Consider the following 19,222-nt stretch of genomic DNA (forward strand, 5'->3'; position numbering starts at 1 on the left):
CACTGGCTCAGCTCAGCTCAGGGACAGGAGGACTGCAAAGTGGTCAAGAACCTCGATGGCGTTTCCGCTGAGGACGGCGCCCGCGTGCCGGCCGAGCAAATCCCGGCCGCTGTCACCGCTGGGGACCTCGTCTACAGCGATGGCGCGACACAGACCTTCGACTCCGACGGGGTCACCCGCTATGTCGAGGGTGGACGTCAGACAGAAGGCACGTGGTCCATCGGCGAAGACGGCTTCTTCTACTCCTTCTGGCCGCCTACCTACCGAGCCTCCTACGACCTCCGGTGGATGGTGGAGAAGGGAGTGATCGTCGGCCTGCGGTTCCAGGACCTCAAGAGCAGGGCCAGCTTCGACGGGCGTTACCAGTGACCCCAGAGTCCCGGAACTCGTGCTAGCTCACGCCACCCGCTCACTTGAGGGCTGCCCTGTGGGCGGGCGGGCCTGTGGAGCCCTTGAGCCGACCAAGTGCCGGCATCGGCGAGAATTCCGAGGCCAGCAAGTGCGACACCTGCCGTTGAGCGAAGACACCCGGCTGTCGAACCGGTCGGGGATCCGCCATCGGCGGCGCGCCTGAAGCAGGCCAATCTTCCGACGGCCTCCGACTTGGGTACCGGTCAGGCAGCGATCGCGCGTAGTTTCCGTACGGTAAGACGCGAACCTGCGCCGTAGCGGCCTGGCCTGTAGCTACACTTCTCCCGCCGCGGGCCGCCGCCCCTCCCCCGTACCGGCTGCGGGTTGGATTCACTGCGGTCGCACGTCAGAACCGCAGCCAACTGTCTAAGGACAGTCGCACCTGCCGGTCACCTGTGCTCGGGGTTCTCCCAGTCGTGGCGGCAGCCCGCGTCCCAAGCGGTGCGCAGGTTGCCGTAGGCGGGGATGCCGCCGACATCCTTGAGCAGTCGCGCCAGGTGGAGGAGATTCCAAGTCATGAAGGTGGTGTTGCGGTTGGTGAAGTCGTTCTCCGGGCCGCCTGAGCCGGGGTCCAGGTACGAGGGGCCAGGCCCCGCTTCGCCGATCCAACCCGCGTCCGCCTGGGGGGGAATGGTGTAGCCGAGATGCTGGAGGCTATAGAGGACGTTCATGGCACAGTGCTTGACGCCGTCTTCGTTACCGGTGATCAGGCAGCCCCCCACCCGGCCGTAGTAGGCGTACTGTCCTGCGTCGTTGAGGAGACCGGAGCACGCGTACAGCCGCTCGATCACTTGCTTCATCACGGAGCTGTTGTCGCCCAGCCAGATCGGGCCGGCCAACACGAGGACGTCCGCCGCCAGAACTTTCTCGTACAGAGCGGTCCACTCGTCCGTCCGCCAGCCATGCTCAGTCATGTCAGGCCACACGCCGACCGCGATGTCGTGGTCGATGGCTCGCACAACATCGACGCTGACGCCTTGGCCCCGCATGATGGCTGCGCTGCGGTCGATGAGTCCCTGGGTGTTGCTCCGCTCCGGCGATCGCTTGAGCGTGCAGTTAAAAATAAGGGCGCGCAAGTCGTCGTAGCGTGCGGGCGGTGCACCGGCGTCTGACGGCTGCGCAGTCACTGAGGCCTCCGTTGCTCAGACCGTCATGCCTGTCACGACGGCGCAGTGCTGATCATCATGTAAGCCCCGTTTCGGTATCCGTCAGTGTGGCGTGGCTCGCTGCCGCTACCACTCCCTTGGCCGAACGCCACACCCAGGGGCTGGTGCCGTCTGCGTTGATGCGGGCCAAGGCGCTCGAAGTTTGTGCAGGTCAGACGGAAACCGCAGGTCAGTGTGCTGCTAGGGGCCCACTGTGCGTCGTAGCGGTTCTGTTCCGTCGCTTCGGCGTGGGCGGTGATCGCCGCCTACGCGCGGGCCGCGGTCTCCACCGTCGGCCGGTTCTCTTGCTGTTCGGCCCAGGCCGCACGCTCCAGCTCAATCAGTTCGTCACTCAGTTCGATTGCCACGGGGCGGGATCGTACTGGCGCAGCCCCATCGTCACGCAGAGGCACACGGTTCTCCCGTAGTCGGCCACCCGGCCGCACGCAGCCGAGAGGCGCGCAGTGGGCCCCGCCTCGACCAACGAGAGGGACCCACCGTCACCTGGCGGTCAGCTCTACTTCTCGCCCATCGCCGTGCGCAGCCAGTCCAGCGGCGCACCCTCCAGGACTGCGTCGGCGAGCTCGTTCGCGGTCTTCGTGGTGAGACGCCCGCGGCTGTTGTCGATCCACCGTTGGGCGTCGTAGCCCTGCGCCCTGTACTCGATCCCCTGGATCATGCACTCCAGTTTGTCGGCGTCCCGAGCGCAGACCGCTTCCGGAGATTCCTTCGCTTCATACTCGGCGACGACCTCGCGGATAGCGGACGCCAGTACCTCGGGCATGCCCGCGACCTGGTCGGCCGTGACCGCCTCGGGGTCGGCGCTCGGGGCGTACTTCTTGCCCAGGCGGTTCACGTCACCGGTGCGTGTCTCCTGCGAGTCGTGCCACACCGCGAGGAAGGCAGCCTTCGCAGGGTCAGCCCCTTCGAGCTTCGCGATGACCGACGCGATGAGGGCCGTGCGCCAGGAATGCTCCGCGACCGACTCGGGATCACGTACGCCAGCCATCCACCACCCAGTGCGCTTGGTCTGCTTCAGCGTCCCGGCCTCGTACAGGAACCTCGCCACCGCGGACAGGTCGTCTGCCACCTCGGACTCCTCTCACGCCTCGGCGAGGCGGATCGCGTACTGGATGCTCTCCAGCTCCCGACGAGCACGCGCCGAAAGCTCCCGGCTATCCAACATCACGGCGAGACGGTCGAGTAGGGCGCGGGCAGCCGCACCGGAGCGCAGCAGGTTGGGGCGGATCTGGAGGAGAGACCACACGGTGTGGATGTTCAGGTCGACGTAGCCGTGATGAAGCGCGAGACCGATAGACAGGTGTGTGAGGAGCTTTTCGCCGGACCATGGCCCGGGCGTGCGGACCGCAATGAAGTCGTCGGACAGTTGAAGGTGCGGAGTCTCACCGAGCCAGTAGGCCCAGTAGTTGAGGTTCGCGGCCTCGCCGGCCTCGTCACCTGTGAGGTCTTTGTCGATGAAGTAGCTCATGCGGTCGCGGTCGCCCTGCCTGGCGGCAACGGCTGCCACAGACCGACCGTTGAGCCAGCGCGTGAGCCAGTCCTGCGGTCGCTCCGTGCGTTGCTGATAGGCGAGCCACTCCGACGTGTCGGCCTGGTCGTCGTATCCGGAGAGGTAGAGAGCCTGACGGCGAAGGAGGAATTGCTTGTCGCTGCGGGCGTGCTCAGCGGTGCGCCGCATCTGTTGGAAGAACCGGGTCCGGTCGGCTAACGGGAGGGTTGGTCCGGAGGGCACAGGGCCGCGACGGGCCCGGGGAGGCTGGGGGAGCTCGCGCACGGGTTGGGGCGCGACGCCGCTGAGGGGCCAGGCCAGCACCTCGACCAGGTCGCGTTGCATCACCCAGGCGCCGAGCGGGCTCTCCTCGACGGGGATCTCTTCGTCCAGGGCGCTTGCGAGGAGGACGTCAGCCTCAAGGGCGCGTTCGAGGGCCTGAAGCAGGGAGGGCGCGGTCCCCATCTGCATCAGCCGGTGCCGGTGCATGAGCATTTGCCCGGTAGGCACGGCGGTGAGAGGGCGGCGCCCGGTCTCCCATCCGGCGATCGTGTCCGAGGACACCTTGAGGAGCTCGGCAGTCTCCTCCTGGGTGCGCCCCTGCTGCTCTCGTATCACGCGGAAGACGTAGCCCGAGATGACGCCCGTGCGGGGGCGTACGGATGATCCCTGACCACTGGTCAGGGTTTGTGGCGGGCTCGACTGCATGGCTGCCCCATTCCCCATTGCTGACGGCAGCCCACCTGTACTCGCGGTCACTTCAAGCGCTGAGCACGGCTTTCTACCGTCGTAGTCATCACCAGACGAGCCTAGTAGGGAGGCTCTCAGCAATGGGCACCGTTGCAGATCCCGAGGGCGCTAAGCCGGTTGACCACGTGCCGATCAAGCCTGGCGCTTCACCGTTCACTACGTCTGCTGAGTTGGCGCTCCAGGACGTCCTGGTACACACCCGCCATGAGCGGCAACTGGCGGTCAGCCACTGGCTCCTTGCGGCTGCCCAGGACATGAAAGAGGCCCGCAAGGAGTGGGCGGTGGGCGGGATCGCGCTCCTGCGATGCGGAGGTATCTTCTCCGCGATCCGCGTCCCGGCCGAAGTGGTGCACGCCGCCGCCGGGACGGAGGAGCTGCACAAGGTCAACGCCTATCTCTCGGCGGCGTTGATGGGCGGTCCGGTGTTCGTCGATGTCGCGTCGAGGCGGTACTACGTCCTCGTACCGGCGAGCGCCGCACACCAAGATGTGTGGAAGTCCAGGCTGGTGCCGGAAGCGGAGTGTCTTGGGGCCGGTTGTTTCCTCGGTGTCCCGACCCCGAGTGCGACCGCCCCGTCCGAGGCCCGCTCGTACTGGTGCGTGCCGATGGACAGTCCCGGCGAGCTCTGCGTCCCGCAGGCGGTCTCTCAGCTGGTGATGACCGGCCGGTACCAGCAGGCGGCGGCAGAGCGGGGAGCCGGTGAATGAGGCCCGCGCCCGCTCTGCCTGCTGGTTCCCCCGATCTTGTAAATCCTGCTGAAAGGACGTGCCTGGTGACCACAGCTGCCGAGCCCCGTACAGCTGAGAAGGCATTCCGCGCCTACCTGGGCCACACCGTGATCTGCGCCGACTGCCGTGGTGGCGTGTCGTGCGAGCCGAGGCGCCGGCTGCATCGCGCGTGGCGCGGACTCTGCCGACGGTGCGCCGTCTGCGGCACGACCAGCGTTCCCGGCCGCAGCGCCCCAGGGGCGACGATCCCGCTGTGCGACGGCTGCAAGCCCTCTCGGCAGGGCCGGTGAACTTCCCTCGGCCGCTCGTTGTTCCGTACATCGCGGCGTGGTCACAGGAGCAGGCCCGCAGCCCCGTGGTGATCGCTCCCCGCGGCGGCATCGCCTACCAGGATGAGGGCCCGTACGACCGGGATGCCGACGGCTACCTGTGGTTGCGGGCGCCGGCCAAGCAGGGGTGCGGGCGACCGGACTTCGGCAGGGTGCATCCGTTGCGGCAGCGGCGCGTCATGCGCCGACTGCTGTGTCAGGTCTGCGGCGGGTCGGCCGACCAGGATGAGCGGGGCACACTCTGGCTGCTGGAGGACCACCGCGCTGACTGGGACGGGTGGCCGAACGGTCTGCTGACGACGCACCCGCCGGTGTGTGCCCCGTGCGCCCGGGAGGCTGCCCGCTCCTGCCCCAACCTGCTCGGTCGGTCCGTGGCCGTACGGGTCGGGTCGTCCGAGGTGAGCGGGATATATGGAGTCCGCTATCTGCCAGGGAGCCCGTTGACGCCCCGGGTCGTGGAGTACGGCGACCCCGCCGGGCCGTGGGTGCTCGCCAGCCAACTGGTCCGGGCCCTATCGGACTGCACCATCGTCCTGGACGAGCTCGCTGACGTGTCGGCGCTCTCTCGATGACTCCCGCCCGCGACCGTTTCGCCGATCGGTCGCGGGCGGGTTCCCAAGGCCCAAGCGACGACACTCACCGTAGGTTCAAGATCACCTTGAGATTCCTTCCCGACCTGAAGCCGGCGGTGGCCCGGGTCGGAAAGGTCCATCGCCGTCCTGGATACCCGGCCGAGAGTCGGGGCCTCCTGGCGGCACCGAGGAACGGCGCTGTCAAAAGTGGATCAGCACGACACCGATACCAGGCTGCACGACTGCCTGGTGACGGACCGGCCGGGGTGCCTACGTGTGCTCGCACAGCCGAGCTGCTTCGGATTTCTCCTCGTCATCGCTGTGCTGCTCGCAGCAGGCGGCATTGCCGATCTACTTTCGTAGGCCCGACCACACTTCATTGGCCGCCCACGGGCCCTACGCCCCGGCTGCCGAGAGCACGACGTCGACCAGGCGCTCGGCGGCGTCGGGCCGCCCGTGCGACCGGGCACGCTCGGCCATAGCCGTGCGTTGGTGCGAGTCCGTCAGCAGTGGTGCCACGGCCGTCCAGAGCCGCTCGGCGGTCACGTCACCCACCAGCGTGACGGCGGCGCCGTTGGTCGCCAAGTGCTCAGCGTTGTGGACCTGCTCATTTCCGGCCGACGTGGCGAGGGGAACGAACACGGCGGCCTTGCCCAGCGCGGTCAGCTCGGCGATGGTCCCGGCCCCGCTTCGGGAGATCACCACATCGGCCAAGGCGAGTACGTCGGGGAGCTCGGCACCGACGTACCCGGTGAGGTGATAGCGCTCCGCGCTCTGCGCGGGCAACTGCGCTGTGTGCTGGCGCAGCCCGTCGACGTTGTCCGGGCCGCACTGGTGAATCACGTTGGCGTGGTCGAGCAGCCACGGCAGCGCGTCGCGCACGACGCTGTTGATCTGCTGGGCACCCTGGGCACCGCCGGTGACGTAGACGGTCGGCAGCCGCCGGTCGTAGCCGTGCCAGTTCAGAGCCTCGATCGCCTTGTCGGCCTGCCCGGTGAACACCTCGGGCCGGACAGGGTTTCCGGTGACCACCGTTGAAGCGCGTACCGCTTCCGAAAGGAGCGGCACGGTCGATTCGGAAGAGACTGCGACCCGGGTTGCTGCGACAGCCAAGGTCCGGTTCGCCAGACCCAGCCGCACGGTCTACTCGTGTACAACCAACGGGATTCGGCACAGCCTCGTAGCGGCCACACCCACCGGGACCGCGACGTAGCCTCCCGTGGCCAGCACCACGTCGGGACGGAAGGCGTTGATCGCTTGCGCGCCTGGAGGACACCGAGTGGGACGCGCCCCATGTCTGCCACGTTCGCCGGCGAGGCCAGCTTGAGGGGGTTCTTCGAGCGGCGAATCTTGCCCGTTGCGACTGATGTGAACGCGATCCCCTCGGCGGCGGCGCCGCGTGACTCCAGGCTGTCGGCCTTGCCCACCCAAAGGACTTCCAGCGCACCGCCCTGAGCCCCGAGCCGGGCCTGCAAGGTACGCACGGCTGTAAGAGCCGGGTACGTGTGTCCGCCGGTACCACCGCCCGTGACGATCAAGCGGAAAGGCCTCTCGACCCCGAACGAGGGGCGGTGAACGTCGCTGGTCATAGGGAGGGCTCCAGTCTGAATCGATCACTGTGCAGCCCCTGAGCGTGCCACATGCAAGCCGGTTCCGGACCGCACTCGTAGTGTGCGACATTCCGCGAGTTCCCCTGAGCCGTGCTGAGTCACTGGCCCTGTGGCCATGGGGTTCTTCCTCCCTCGGGTGTTCTGCAGCTCTGTGACGTAACTTCGGAATTCTCGAAGCGTTCTCACTCCGTCCGACCGATCAGCGGTCGGACTGAAGGTGAGGAGGCTCGGGTTGGCGCTGGCGGTCGTACGCGACCTACACGAGGCCGAGCAGGCATCGCAGTGAAACGCACTCGACCTGGGTAACCCACTGACGAGATCATGGACAGATGCCGTCGACCGAACCATCAGCCCGCGAGCTTGAGGACCGCGCCGTTCTCTGGAGCATGGGCGAGATCTGCGCAACCGATGTCGTCACTGCTGCCTGTGATGCACTCGTTGCCGGCCTCGACAGCCCTGCCCTGCGGACCCTGGCCTCGTGCACACGCGCGGAGGCGGATTACGACGTCCCCGACCTCCTTCCCCCAGCACTCGACGAACTGGGCCTCACCTTCCACCCAGTGGGCAGCGTTGCCGGAGAGGAAGCCGCCGTACGGGCACTTGCCGCCCGGATGCTGGCCGGCGAGCTGACGCCTCGCGAGCTGGCCTTCCGGATCCACCAGCGCTTCGGGCACGAGCTGCCTCTGGCCGAGCGACTCGCCAATCTGGACGACGAGTACGACCTCCTCGAATACGACGGCGACGGAACACCAGCCCAGATCGACGCCGATGTCTCGGCCGAAGCTCTTCGGCTTGCCCAGCATCCTCGTGTTCCAACCGAACCCACGGGTCCACCGGCCTGAAGCAGACCGGTGGACCCGTGGGTTCAGGCTGAAGGACCGGACCGGCCGTAGGCGTTGGCGCGGTCCGCCCTTCGCTGCAGTCGGGTCTGCGGTGTGAAAAGTGGTCCGCGGCGGTGGCGTTGGTGTCATGGTGGTGGCGGATGTGACGGCCCGGGCCGAGGGGGAGGCATGCAGCGAAGCGTCCGGTGGGTGGCGGCGGTATTGGTGACGGCTGCGGCCTTTGCGGTACCGACATGGCTGTGCGGGGCAGTGGTCCTGCCGCCTGCGCTGAAGGATCCCGCGATCCGGTGGGGTGTGGCCGCGGCACTCGGGGCGGCGCTGGCCGCGCTGGCCGCGGCGTGGGGCCACAGCTTCGCCTCTCGCACGGGGGGGAAAGTTCCCAGCCGGTGCCAGCCGGCGGCCCAGTCCAGGCCACTGGCGAGCGCGCTGTGGCGATCCACGGCAACTCGACGGGCGGCATCTCCACCGGCGACACCGGGGCATCCCGCACACCTGCCGACCTGCCGGCCCGCCAGGAGCCGGCCCCACCGGCCGCAGTACCGGCCCCGCCGTCGGCGCCGGGCTCGGTGACCGCGTCGGGGGAGCGCTCAATCGCCATCAGCGGCAACCCCGGGGGCAACATCTCCACCGGCGACCACCCGGGCGGGGGACAGGCGTGAAGGGGCCCTTCGGGAAACAGCCCCGGAAGCCGCAGACAACGCAGCCCACCGCCATTCCAGCTGGAGCCTCGGCATCTGGTGAGCGGTCCATCGCGATCGACACCGGCGGCGGCGACTTTCTCGGGACCGCTGTGAGCGGGGACAACGCCAGGGTCATACAGCTGCCGCCCGAGGCGCTGCTGCCTGCGGCTGAGGTGGATGCCCCACCGGGGCTGGATGACCTGCCAGTACGCCCGGGGCCGTTCGTCGGACGCACCCGTGAGCTGGACTGCCTTGATGCCGTGCTGACCGCCTCGGGCCAGGTGGTGGTGCAGGCCGTCGCCGGGCTGGGCGGGATCGGCAAGAGCACCCTGGCCGCCCACTGGGCCGCCACCCGCGCCCGCGGCCACGCCCCGATCCGGTGGATCTCCGCCGACAGTCCCGCGGGCGTCCAGCAGGGCCTGGCCGACCTGGCCACCGCCCTGCAGCCCGCCCTGGCCCAGGCACTGCCCCTGGAAGCGCTGGCGGAGCGCGCCTCGCAGTGGCTGGCCACCCACACCGGCTGGCTGCTCATCCTCGACAACGTCAATGACCCCGCCGACATCGCACCCCTGCTCGCCCGCGCCACCACCGGACGCATTCTGATCACCAGCCGACTCGCCACCGCCTGGCACCACGCCACCACCGTGGTCCGCCTGGACGTCCTGGACCCGGCCGAATCACTCGACCTGCTCACCCGCACCCTGACCGCGCACGGGCCCCGAGACCTGGACGGCGCTGCCGACCTGTGCGCCGAACTGGGCCACCTGCCCCTCGCCATCGAACAAGTGGCCGCCTACCTCGCGCAGAACCCGCTCACCACCCCCCGCGCCTACCTGCACCTCCTCAGCCAGTACCCGGCGGACATGTACCGGCAGGGGGCGGCCACCACCCCGGCCGAGCGGACCATCGCCCGCATCTGGCGTCTCACCTTGGACCGCTTAACCGCGCTCCAGCCGCTGGCCGCGGACCTGTTGTGCGTCCTGGCGTGGTACGCCCCCGAGAACATTCCCGCCACCGTGCTGGACGGCCTGGCTGGCCCGCCCGCCCTGAACCACGCGATCGGCCTGCTGAACGCCTATAGCATGATCACCGCCGACCCCGCCAGCGACACTCTGGCCGTACACCGCCTCGTCCAAGCCCTAGCCCGCACCCCTGACCCCGACGACCCCCACCGCACCCCTGCCGCCATCGACCAAGCTCGCAACCAGGCGGCCACTCAACTCTCCGAGGCGTGCCCGGCCTGGAACGTTCCCGCCGCATGGCCCACTTGGCGCACTCTGCTCGCCCATATCGACGCCTTGACCGGCCATGCCGCCGAAGCTACCGACACCGACACCACCGCGAACATCCACGACCACACCGGAGCCTTCCTCGACAACCAAGGCCAGACCGCCCGCGCCATCAGTTACTTCCAACGCGCCCTCACCAGCCGGGTCCGGGTGCTGGGTGCCGACCACCCGCACACCTTGAGCTCGCGCAACAACCTTGCTTACGCCTACCGGCATGCGGGCGACTTGGGCCGCGCCATCGAGCTATGGGAGCGGGACCTCACCCACTCGGTGCGGGTGCTGGGCGCGGACCACCGAGGCACCCTGACCTCCCGGCTCAACCTTGCCGGAGCCTACGAAGAGGCGGGGGACCTGGGCCGGGCGATCCCGCTGTACGAGCAGAACCTGGCCGCCATGATGCGCGTGCTGGGTGCCGACCACCCTGACACCTTGACCGCCAGCAGCAACCTCGCCGGCGGCTACCGGTCGGCGGGGGACTTGGGCAGGGCGATCCCGCTGTACGAGCAGAACCTGGCCGCCATGATGCGCGTGCTGAGCGCGGACCACCCTGACACCCTGACCTCCCGTAACAACCTCGCCGACGCCTACCGGGAGGCAGGGGACCTGGGCCGGGCGGGGCCGCTGTTCGAGCGGAACCTCGAAGCCCGGTTGCGGGTGCTGGGCGCGGACCACCCTGACACCCTGACCTCCCGCAACAACCTCGCCGGCGCCTACGAAGCGGCGGGGGACTTGGGCAGGGCGATCCCGCTGTTCGAGCAGACCTTCGAAGATCGGTTGCGGGTGCTGGGCGCCAACCACCCCAGCACCCTGACCTCCCGCGGCAACCTCGCCGGCGCCTACGAAGCGGCGGGGGACTTGGGCAGGGCGATCCCGCTGTTCGAGCAGACCTTCGAAGATCGGTTGCGGGTGCTGGGCGCCAACCACCCCGACACCCTGACCTCCCGCGGTATCCTCGCCGGCGCCTACCTGTCGGCGGGGGACCCGGACCGGGCGATCCCGCTGAACGAAGAGACCCTCGAAGATCGGTTGCGGGTGCTGGGCGCGGACCACCCCAGCACCCTGACCTCCCGTAACAACCTCGCCGGCGCCTACCAGGAGGCGGGGGACCTGGGTCGGGCGATCCCGCTGTTCGAGCAGACTCTCGAAGACACCGTCCGGGTACTGGGCCCGCACCACCCCAGCACCCTGAGTTCCCGGCTCAACCTCGCAGGAGCCTACGAGGCTGCGGGGGACCCGGGTCGGGCGATCCCACTCTACGAGCAGATCCTGGCCGACATGACGCGGGTGCTGGGCACCGGCCACCCAGTGACAGTGGAGGTCCGTCTAATGCTCGCTGCCGCTTTCGCCTCACGCGACGGCGGTGCCGAGCAGCCGTGACACCTATATCACAAGCATGGATGTGACACAGAAGGTCGACCGTCGACACGTGATCAAACCCTCGTCACGGCGTCAAGTTGTGGGACAGTCGCGGGATGGATCTTGCGTATTGCCGTGTGAGCACGACCGCTCAGGACCTCGACCGGCAGGTCGACGCGACGCGCGATGCCGGAGTCGCCGAAGAACACATCTACGTCGACAAGCGCACCGGCGCGAACATGGACCGCGAGGGCTTGAGGGCTCTGCTCGGCTTCGCCCGTCCCGGGGACCGTTGATCTCTACTCCCCGGTTTAACAAACCACCGCTAGAAGCCGCGCTGGGCGTTGGGTCACGGGCATACGTTTTCCCCGGGTCCGAGGAGAGGCCAGCGGACGGGATTGTGGATGTCGCCTCATAACTTTGGTTGTGGCCGTCCGCTGCAAATCAGCCAGCTTGGCGGCTGATGCAGGCTGGTGGAGCCCCGGGGGAACGGGTAGTGCAGGTCAGGACACCTTCGCGTTCGTTGTTTTCCCATGGTTTTCCCACGGGAAAACGGCGTCGTGCTGAAGCGGCTTCAAGCGGGCCGGAACGGGTCGATGCGGGCCAAGGCGTTGAAAGTCTGTGCAGGTCTGCAGGTCAGGGCGCTGTTGGGGGCCCGCTGTGCGGGGGCTCCGGCCGTTTCTGCGTATCTTCCTCCTGACCTGCGGAGACCGTCGAATCATCGAGGTCGGGAACTGGCTTACCCACAACCGGAACAGCAGGGGTGTGTGGGGGCGGGTGAACGGGGTGATGATCCATCACAGCGTGACGAAGGGCACCGCGGCCATGGTCGGGATCGTCCGCAACGCGTACGCGGACCTGCCGGGGCCGTTGTGTCACGGCATGATCGCGAAGGACGGCCGGGTCCACCTGATCGGCTACGGCCGCACGGACCATGCCGGGTTGGGGGACGGCGACGTGCTCCAGGCGGTCGTCGCCGAAAGGCGCCTGCCGTCGGACGACGAGACGAACACCGACGGGAATCGGCACTTCTACGGCTTCGAGTGCGAGAGCCTCGGCGACGGCAAGGACCCTTGGCCGGACGTCCAGCTCGAAGCGATTGAGAAGGTAAGCGCGGCGATCTGCCGTCACCGGCGCCCTCGGCGCCAACCCTCGCAAGGCGACAGCCACGGCTGGTCGGACGTCGAGAAGGAGTTGAGTGGCGTCATCGTGACCGCTGCGGTGGCCCTGGTCACGATCAGCCCGGACCCGGAGAAGGCGCTCGCCGAGCGCGCCCAGGGCCTACGGGCCCGCCTCGACCTGAACTGACCCGGACTCGGGCGCCGCGTAGAAGGGCCTGCACAGCTGCTTGAGGCTGTACAGGCCCTTCTACGCGGCGCCCGGATTTGCTGTCGCACAGCCTTTTTTGCCGGGCGTTTCCCAGTCTCCCGAGTGGGAGAAAAGTGGGAGACGATCATGACGCGTGGATGTGCGAAAGCGTCAGAATGCGCTAGATAGTGCTAGGTGTGGCGACTTGGTCAACCCGCGGACTCGCCCGCGTGCGGGCTCAGAACCTCGGCGCCGACCAGGATGAAGAGCAGAATGCCCAGAATGATCCGGTAGACCACGAACGGCATGAAGCTCCTGGTCGTGATGAACTTCATGAACCACGCGATGACGGCGTAGCCCACACCGAAGGCGATGACCGTCGCGAAGATCGTCGGACCCCATGACACATGTCCTTCGCCCGCGTCCTTCAGCTCGAAAGCACCCGAGGCGAGCACCGCCGGGATCGCGAGGAGGAACGAGTAACGCGCCGCCGCCTCGCGGGTGTAGCCCATCAGCAGGCCACCGCTGATCGTGGCGCCCGAGCGGGAGACACCCGGGATCAGGGCCATCGCCTGGCAGAAGCCGAAGATCAGACCGTCCCTGACGCCCAGTTCCTTGAGGGACTTGCGCTCCTTGACGGCCCGGTGCTTGCCACCGGTCTCGTCGCGGGCGGCGAGGCGGTCGGCGACACCGAGGACGATGCCCATGACGATCAGGGTGGTGGCGATGAGCCGCAGATCGCGGAAGGGGCCCTCGATCTGGTCCTTGAACGTCACGCCGAGGACGCCGATCGGGATGGAGCCGACGATGACCAGCCAGCCCATCTGTGCGTCGTGGTCGCTGCGCATCGACCGGTTGGTCAGCGACCGGAACCACGCCGAGACGATCCGCACGATGTCCTTGCGGAAGTAGATGAGAACCGCCGCCTCCGTGCCGATCTGGGTGATCGCGGTGAACGCCGCACCCGGGTCGTGCCAGCCGGCGAACGCTGCGGTGAGCCGCAGATGCGCGCTGGAGGAGATCGGCAGGAACTCGGTCAGTCCCTGAACGAGGCCCAGGACGAACGATTCGAACCAGCTCATGGGGCTTTGGCCATCCCGGAAGTCATCGTGCATCGGCCGACGGACGGCGGCGCCGTCGGCAACGTGCGGAGTGCGGTCAAGTGAGGGAAGGGCCACGGCGGGCCCGATGATCGTCGGTCGTGCGCGGGCAGCGTATCGCCCCCGGATGAACGGGGTGACGGCTGCCCCCGGCGGCCGGCCGGCTCCGCTGCGCGCCCCGACGTACCTCGGCGGCCGGCCGGCGCGGATCGCTCCGGCCTCCGGTCATCGCCCGCCGAAGGAGTGCCGCCTGCGCCAGGCGACGGCCGCCGCGCCGATCCCCGTCAGCACGATGAAACCCATCGCAGCCAGGAACGCGGGTGACGTCGGTGACGAGGCCGTGCTGCCCGCGACGACGTATGCCGCGGTGTTCGGGACGGAGCCGATTCCGGTGGCCATCAGGAACGGCGGACAACCCATGCGCGACACCGCGGCGCAGTAGTTGGCCGCGGCGAACGGCACACCCGGGAAGAGCCGCAGGGCCAGCATCGAACGGAAGCCGTGCCGGCTCAACTGTCCGTCCGCCGCCTTCAGCCAGCGCCCACGCAGCAGCGTACGCAGCGCGTCCTGTCCCAGGACCCTGCCGAGGCCGAACGAGATGCCGGCCCCCAGCACCGTGCCCACCAGCGCGGCGGCCAGACCGGCCTGTGAACCGAAGAGCGCACCCGCGGCGAGATTGAGCAGCGGCCGCGGTACGAACGCCACGGTGCACACGCCGTACGCGACGCCGAACAGCAGGACCGCGCCGCCGCCGCTGCTCAGCCGGGCCGGCCAGCCGGTGGCCAGCAACCGCTGCGGTTCGAGGAGCAGCATCATCGCCGCGGCGGACAGCAGCACGACCACGAGCAGTGAGAGCCGGGACCAGGGCGAGAGCAGCGCCCTGGCGCAGCGCGCGGCGAGGCCCGTGGAGGGCCGGGTGGCGGGGGAGGGGTCGAGCATTCGGGGAGACTAACCGACGACGGTGTGTGATCGCCGTAATGTGCCCCGGACGATCCGCCGCACACGCGCCGCCCGAAGCCGACGCGCAGCCGAAAACCATTCGACGGGTCCGCGGCCGTCGGCCATGATCTGACCCATGTTCCGGTACGCCTTCCTCGCAGCGCAGTCCGCAGTCGCGGTCGCGCCGGAGGCTGCCGTCATCCCTGCTGTCCACGCTGCCGCCGCACTCACCGCGGCAGCGGCCGCAGTCGACGCAGCAGCGTGCACCGCTGCCGCAGCGCCCCTCGGCGGCGCCCGAAGCTGACCCTCCCCCGACAGTCCGGCGGACCCCGCAAGGGGAGGGTCGGCGGGGCCCTGGGGTCTTCTCTCTCAGCTTCGAGTCACGAAGGACGAGCCATGCCCAAGACGGCATACGTGCGCACCAAGCCGCACCTCAACATCGGCACCATGGGCCACGTCGACCACGGCAAGACCACGCTGACGGCGGCCATCACCAAGGTCCTCAGCGACCGCGCCGGCAGCAGCACCTCCTACGTCTCGTTCGACCGGATCGACCGGGCGCCGGAGGAGGCGCAGCGCGGCATCACCATCAACATCGCGCACGTCGAGTACGAGACCGACACCCGGCACTACGCGCATGTCGACATGCCCGGTCACGCCGACTACGTGAAGAACATGGTCACGGGCGCCGCGCAGCTCGACGGGGCGATCCTCGTCGTGTCCGCGCTCGACGGGATCATGCCGCAGACCGCCGAGCACGTGCTGCTCGCCCGCCAGGTCGGCGTCGACCACATCGTCGTCGCCCTCAACAAGGCGGACGCGGGCGACCCGGAGCTGACCGACCTGGTCGAGCTGGAGGTCCGCGAGCTGCTCTCCGCGCACGGCTACGGCGGCGACAGCGTCCCCGTCGTCCGGGTGTCCGGCTTGAAGGCCCTGGCCGGCGATGCGCGCTGGACCGCGTCCGTCGAGGCGCTGCTGGACGCCGTCGACACGTACGTACCGATGCCGGTGCGCTACACCGACGCGCCGTTCCTGCTGTCCGTGGAGAACGTCCTGACCATCACCGGCCGGGGCACCGTCGTCACCGGAGCCGTCGAGCGCGGCACCGTGCGCGTCGGTGACCGGGTGTCCGTGCCGGGGACGGACATCGAGACCGTCGTCACCGGTCTGGAGACGTTCGGGAAGCCGATGGAGTCCGCACAGGCCGGTGACAACGTGGCGCTGCTCCTGCGCGGGGTGGAGCGCGACCGGGTCCGCCGCGGCCATGTGGTGGCGGTGCCGGGCAGTGTGACACCGAGCCGTCGCTTCACCGCGCAGGTGTACGTCCTGTCGGCCAGGGAAGGCGGCAGGACCACACCGGTCACCACCGGCTACCGGCCGCAGTTCTACATCCGGACCGCGGACATCGTCGGGAACATCGACCTCGGTGAGGCGGCGGTGGCGCGCCCCGGTGACACGGTCACGATGACCGTCGAGCTGGGCCGCGACACCCCGCTGGAGTCCGGCCTCGGCTTCGCGATCCGGGAGGGCGGCCGCACGGTCGGCGCGGGCACCGTCACCGGCCTGCTCTGATCCGTGCCCGTCCGCGCAGCGGCCCCGTCTTCCGCACCCACGGCAGGCGGGGCCGCTGCGATGCGCAAGACTGACGGCATGGCAGATATTGCACTGGTGCTGGGGTCCGGCGGTGTCACCGGAAGTGCCTGGGAGACCGGGATCCTGCACGGACTCGCCGAGGCGGGCGTGGACCTGTCGACCGCGGATCTGATCATCGGCAGTTCCGCCGGGGCCGTCGTCGGCGCCCAGCTCGCCTCCGGACGGCTCGGCCTGCCGGACCTGTACGCACGCCAGCTCGCCGGTCCGCAGGGCGAGACCGGCGGCAGGCTCGGCACGGGCACCCTCATGCGCTACGCCCGGGCCGTGCTGACGGCGGACACCCCGGAGGCGTACGGGCGGAAGCTGGCCCGCATGGCGCAGACCGCCCGGACCGAAGTCACCGCGGCCGAACGGCGGGCCGTGATCGCGAACCGGCTCCCGGCTTCCGAGTGGCCCGAGCGGCAACTGCGCATCACCGCCGTCCACGCGGCCACCGGTGAACTCCACACGTTCGACAAGGACAGCGGCATCCCGCTCGTGGACGCCGTCACCGCCAGCTGCGCCGTTCCCGCGGTCTGGCCGGTCGTCACCATCGACGGGCAGGACTGGATCGACGGCGGGGTGTACTCCCCGGCCAATGCCCATCTGGCCGCCGGATACGAGCGCGTCGTCGTCATCGCACCGACGGCGAGCGGGAACAAGGTGATCGTCCCGCCGCGCTCCCAGGCCACCGACCTCGAGGCGAAGGGCGCCCGGGTCGCCGTGATCACTCCGGACGCGCCCGCCAGAAAGGCGTTCGGGCGCAACCCTCTCGATCCGGTCCGCAGGGCGGCGGCCGCCCGCGCCGGACTCGCCCAGTCGGCCGCGCACACCGCAGCGGTCGCCGCGGTCCTCAGCAGCTGAACGGGCACCCCACAATGGAAGCGTGAACGAGCCGATACCTGTCATCCGGGACGTGGACCAGGGAACCGCCAGACTGCTTCCCGATGTGGACCGGGACCGGGCCTGGCTGCTCACGGTCGACGGCGCACCCCAGTCGTACGTCGACCTGGACGATCCGGTCCACCTGGAGTTCGAGTACACCCAGCGGCTCGCCCATGTCCTGGACTGCGCCGCCGAACCGGACGCCCCCCTCGACGTGCTCCACCTCGGCGGCGGTGCGCTCACCGTGCCGCGCTACGTCACCGCGACCCGGCCGGGCTCGCGGCAGGTCGTCGCCGAGGCCGACCGCGGCCTGCTTGCACTGGTCACCGAGCAGCTGCCGGTCCCCGAGGGCAGCGGCATCACCGTGCACGCGACCGACGCCCGAGGCCTTCTGGAGGAGACACCGCCCGGTTCCGTCGACGTCCTGATCGCGGACGTCTTCGGCGGCTCGCGGGTGCCCGCGCACTTCACGTCCGTCGAGTACGCGCAGGCGGCCGGACGGGCACTGCGGGACGACGGCGTCTACGCCGCCAACCTCGCCGACTGCACGCCCTTCGGTTTCCTCCGCTCGCAACTCGCCAACTTCGCGGCCGTCTTCGGCGAGCTCGCAGTGATCGCCGAACCGGCGGTGCTGCGCGGCCGGCGCTTCGGGAACGTCGTCCTGGTCGCCTCCCGCAGCCCCCTGGACACCGCGACGCTGGCCCGCCGCTGCGCCGCCGACGCCTTCCCGGCCCGGGTCGAGCACGGCGCTGCGCTCGAGCGGCTCATCGGCGGCGCCCGGCCGGTCCGGGACGCCGACGCGGTCGCCTCACCCGAGCCGCCCGAGGGCACCTTCGGCATCGGCTGACGGTACCTGCACCGCTGGGGCGTCCACGGCCGTGGACGCCGGTGCCTTCGCGGCCGCGGACGCCGCCACCGCGGCACCCGTCCGGCGGGTCAGGTTGCGCACGTCGGGTACGAACAGCACGGCCCCCGTGACCAGCACGATCAGCACCGCACAGCCCCACAGCGCCTGGCCCCGCCCGACCAGGCCCTCCACCGGGCCGGCGACCGCGGTGGCCAGCGGCAGCATCGCCACCGATCCGAACCAGTCGTACGCCGAGACGCGCGACAGCTTCTCCTCCGGGATCTCCTGATGCAGGGCCGTCATCCAGGAGACGCCGAACACCTCGATGGCGACGCCGCTGACGAACATCACCGCGCTGAGCCCGGCCACCGGCAGCGGCACCGCGAGCGCCGCCGAGGGCAGGGCCAGCGGGAAGACGCAGAGCGTCCCGGCGAGCAGCAGCCGCCTGGGTTTCCAGCGCATCATCAGCAGCGCCCCGCACAGGGTGCCCACCCCGAACGCGGCGAGTGCGAGGCCCCAGGGGCTGGCGCCGCCGAGCTCCTCGCGGGCGACCAGCGGCCCGTACACCGACTCGGCCGCCCCGACCACCGCGACCACCACCGAGAACTGCGCCACGATGGACCACAGCCAGGGGCGGCCGACGAACTCCTGCCAGCCCTCGCGCAGATCGGCGAGCAGTCCGCCGCCCGGCGCGCGCGACGGGATGTGGGCGACGTCGAGGAAGGCGCGCAGCGCCCCGGCGACCGCGAAGGCCGCAGCGTCGACGGCCAGCACCCAGCCCGGGTTCATCGCCGCGATCATGGCGCCGCCGAGCGCCGCACCACCGATGGCGGCGCCGTGCATCGACATCCGGAACAGAGCGAAGGCGCGGCTGGCCTGCTCGCCGCTGACACTGGACATCAGCATGCCTTCGGCCGCCGGGTTGAAGAACGCCTGCCCGGTGCCGCACGCCGCGGTGAGCACCATCATCTGCCACAGCTCCGGATCGCCGGCCAGGACCAGCCAGGCGAAGGCGGCCTGCGAGACGCAGTTCAGGGCGTTCGCCGCGACCATCACGCGGTGGCGCGGCATCCGGTCCGCGATCGCGCCACCGATGAGAAGGAAGACGACCAGGGGTGCGGTACGGGCGGCGGCGACCAGACCGACGTCACCGCCGTCGCCGCCGGACTCCAGAACGGCGAACGCCGACGCGATCAGTGCGCCGTGTGTACCCAGGCCGGTGATGACCGCGGCGGCGGTCAGCAGACTGTAGTTGCGACCGGCCCAGGCGGGGCGGCGGCGCATGCGGA

At 69.5% G+C, this 19,222-nt stretch carries 18 protein-coding genes and 1 pseudogene; 12 read left to right on the plus strand and 7 right to left on the minus strand.

Translation table 11 applies throughout. The features are described 5' to 3' along the window. Positions 1 to 84: 84 nt before the first annotated feature. Positions 85 to 369 (plus strand): hypothetical protein, encoded by a 285-nt coding sequence (locus OG878_RS33265; RefSeq protein ID WP_328890199.1) that lies wholly within the window; start codon positions 85 to 87, stop codon positions 367 to 369. A gap of 431 nt (positions 370 to 800) precedes the next feature. On the opposite strand, the gene OG878_RS33270 is transcribed toward OG878_RS33265, so the two are convergent. The 3 genes from OG878_RS33270 to OG878_RS33280 form a co-directional block, all read right to left on the minus strand. Beyond that, a complete protein-coding gene (locus tag OG878_RS33270; RefSeq protein WP_326813871.1) occupies positions 801 to 1,538 on the minus strand; it encodes a flavodoxin family protein in 738 nt (245 codons plus the stop codon). A 535-nt stretch (positions 1,539 to 2,073) separates the two neighbouring features. Then, positions 2,074 to 2,646, minus strand: a complete 573-nt coding sequence (locus tag OG878_RS33275) for an HD domain-containing protein (RefSeq protein ID WP_328890200.1) — start codon at positions 2,644 to 2,646, stop codon at positions 2,074 to 2,076. Positions 2,647 to 2,658: 12 nt separating this feature from the next. Then, on the minus strand, positions 2,659 to 3,774 hold the full coding sequence (locus tag OG878_RS33280; protein ID WP_328890201.1) for a helix-turn-helix domain-containing protein: 1,116 nt from the start codon (positions 3,772 to 3,774) through the stop codon (positions 2,659 to 2,661). Positions 3,775 to 3,986: 212 nt separating this feature from the next. On the opposite strand from OG878_RS33280, the gene OG878_RS33285 reads away from it, so the two are divergent. Both OG878_RS33285 and OG878_RS33290 read left to right on the plus strand, forming a co-directional pair. Beyond that, entirely contained in the window at positions 3,987 to 4,523 is a 537-nt protein-coding gene (locus tag OG878_RS33285) for a hypothetical protein (protein WP_328890202.1), read from the plus strand. Positions 4,524 to 4,797: 274 nt separating this feature from the next. Further along, positions 4,798 to 5,445: a hypothetical protein gene (locus OG878_RS33290; RefSeq protein ID WP_328890203.1), complete on the plus strand. Its 648-nt coding sequence runs from the start codon at positions 4,798 to 4,800 to the stop codon at positions 5,443 to 5,445. 396 nt (positions 5,446 to 5,841) lie between these two features. Here the strand turns inward: OG878_RS33290 and OG878_RS33295 are convergent. Next, positions 5,842 to 7,034 (minus strand): annotated as a pseudogene (locus tag OG878_RS33295) (UDP-N-acetylglucosamine--N-acetylmuramyl-(pentapeptide) pyrophosphoryl-undecaprenol N-acetylglucosamine transferase). Between the two features lie 350 nt (positions 7,035 to 7,384). On the opposite strand from OG878_RS33295, the gene OG878_RS33300 reads away from it, so the two are divergent. The 5 genes from OG878_RS33300 (at position 7,385) to OG878_RS33320 (ending at position 12,530) form a co-directional block, all read left to right on the plus strand. Beyond that, the gene (locus OG878_RS33300) at positions 7,385 to 7,897 is read left to right on the plus strand and encodes a hypothetical protein (protein ID WP_327123589.1); all 513 of its coding nucleotides are present in this window, start codon (positions 7,385 to 7,387) and stop codon (positions 7,895 to 7,897) included. Positions 7,898 to 8,325: 428 nt separating this feature from the next. Continuing rightward, positions 8,326 to 8,556, plus strand: coding sequence for a hypothetical protein (locus OG878_RS33305; protein ID WP_328890204.1), 231 nt, complete (start codon positions 8,326 to 8,328; stop codon positions 8,554 to 8,556). A gap of 131 nt (positions 8,557 to 8,687) precedes the next feature. Next, positions 8,688 to 11,243: a tetratricopeptide repeat protein gene (locus OG878_RS33310; protein WP_328890205.1), complete on the plus strand. Its 2,556-nt coding sequence runs from the start codon at positions 8,688 to 8,690 to the stop codon at positions 11,241 to 11,243. Between the two features lie 116 nt (positions 11,244 to 11,359). Further along, a complete protein-coding gene (locus OG878_RS33315; RefSeq protein ID WP_327123586.1) occupies positions 11,360 to 11,518 on the plus strand; it encodes a recombinase family protein in 159 nt (52 codons plus the stop codon). Positions 11,519 to 11,903: 385 nt separating this feature from the next. After that, on the plus strand, positions 11,904 to 12,530 hold the full coding sequence (locus OG878_RS33320) for an N-acetylmuramoyl-L-alanine amidase (protein ID WP_328891465.1): 627 nt from the start codon (positions 11,904 to 11,906) through the stop codon (positions 12,528 to 12,530). A gap of 209 nt (positions 12,531 to 12,739) precedes the next feature. On the opposite strand, the gene OG878_RS33325 is transcribed toward OG878_RS33320, so the two are convergent. Beyond that, the gene (locus tag OG878_RS33325) at positions 12,740 to 13,612 is read right to left on the minus strand and encodes an undecaprenyl-diphosphate phosphatase (RefSeq protein ID WP_328890206.1); all 873 of its coding nucleotides are present in this window, start codon (positions 13,610 to 13,612) and stop codon (positions 12,740 to 12,742) included. A 243-nt stretch (positions 13,613 to 13,855) separates the two neighbouring features. Next, entirely contained in the window at positions 13,856 to 14,569 is a 714-nt protein-coding gene (locus OG878_RS33330) for a TVP38/TMEM64 family protein (RefSeq protein ID WP_328890207.1), read from the minus strand. A 136-nt stretch (positions 14,570 to 14,705) separates the two neighbouring features. Here OG878_RS33330 and OG878_RS33335 point away from each other — a divergent pair, with 136 nt between their 5' ends. The 4 genes from OG878_RS33335 to OG878_RS33350 all read left to right on the plus strand — a co-directional run bounded on the left by OG878_RS33335 (position 14,706) and on the right by OG878_RS33350 (position 17,933). Further along, positions 14,706 to 14,873, plus strand: coding sequence for a hypothetical protein (locus OG878_RS33335; protein WP_328890208.1), 168 nt, complete (start codon positions 14,706 to 14,708; stop codon positions 14,871 to 14,873). 92 nt (positions 14,874 to 14,965) lie between these two features. Continuing rightward, a complete protein-coding gene (tuf, locus tag OG878_RS33340; protein WP_328890209.1) occupies positions 14,966 to 16,141 on the plus strand; it encodes an elongation factor Tu in 1,176 nt (391 codons plus the stop codon). A 78-nt stretch (positions 16,142 to 16,219) separates the two neighbouring features. Further along, on the plus strand, positions 16,220 to 17,065 hold the full coding sequence (locus tag OG878_RS33345; RefSeq protein ID WP_328890210.1) for a patatin-like phospholipase family protein: 846 nt from the start codon (positions 16,220 to 16,222) through the stop codon (positions 17,063 to 17,065). 22 nt (positions 17,066 to 17,087) lie between these two features. Further along, on the plus strand, positions 17,088 to 17,933 hold the full coding sequence (locus tag OG878_RS33350; protein ID WP_328890211.1) for a spermidine synthase: 846 nt from the start codon (positions 17,088 to 17,090) through the stop codon (positions 17,931 to 17,933). On the opposite strand, the gene OG878_RS33355 is transcribed toward OG878_RS33350, so the two are convergent. After that, on the minus strand, positions 17,895 to 19,217 hold the full coding sequence (locus OG878_RS33355; protein ID WP_328891466.1) for an MFS transporter: 1,323 nt from the start codon (positions 19,215 to 19,217) through the stop codon (positions 17,895 to 17,897). The genes OG878_RS33350 and OG878_RS33355 overlap by 39 nt on opposite strands. Positions 19,218 to 19,222: the final 5 nt, after the last annotated feature.

Source organism: Streptomyces sp. NBC_00316 (assembly GCF_036158715.1).
In the GTDB taxonomy this organism is placed as follows: domain Bacteria; phylum Actinomycetota; class Actinomycetes; order Streptomycetales; family Streptomycetaceae; genus Streptomyces.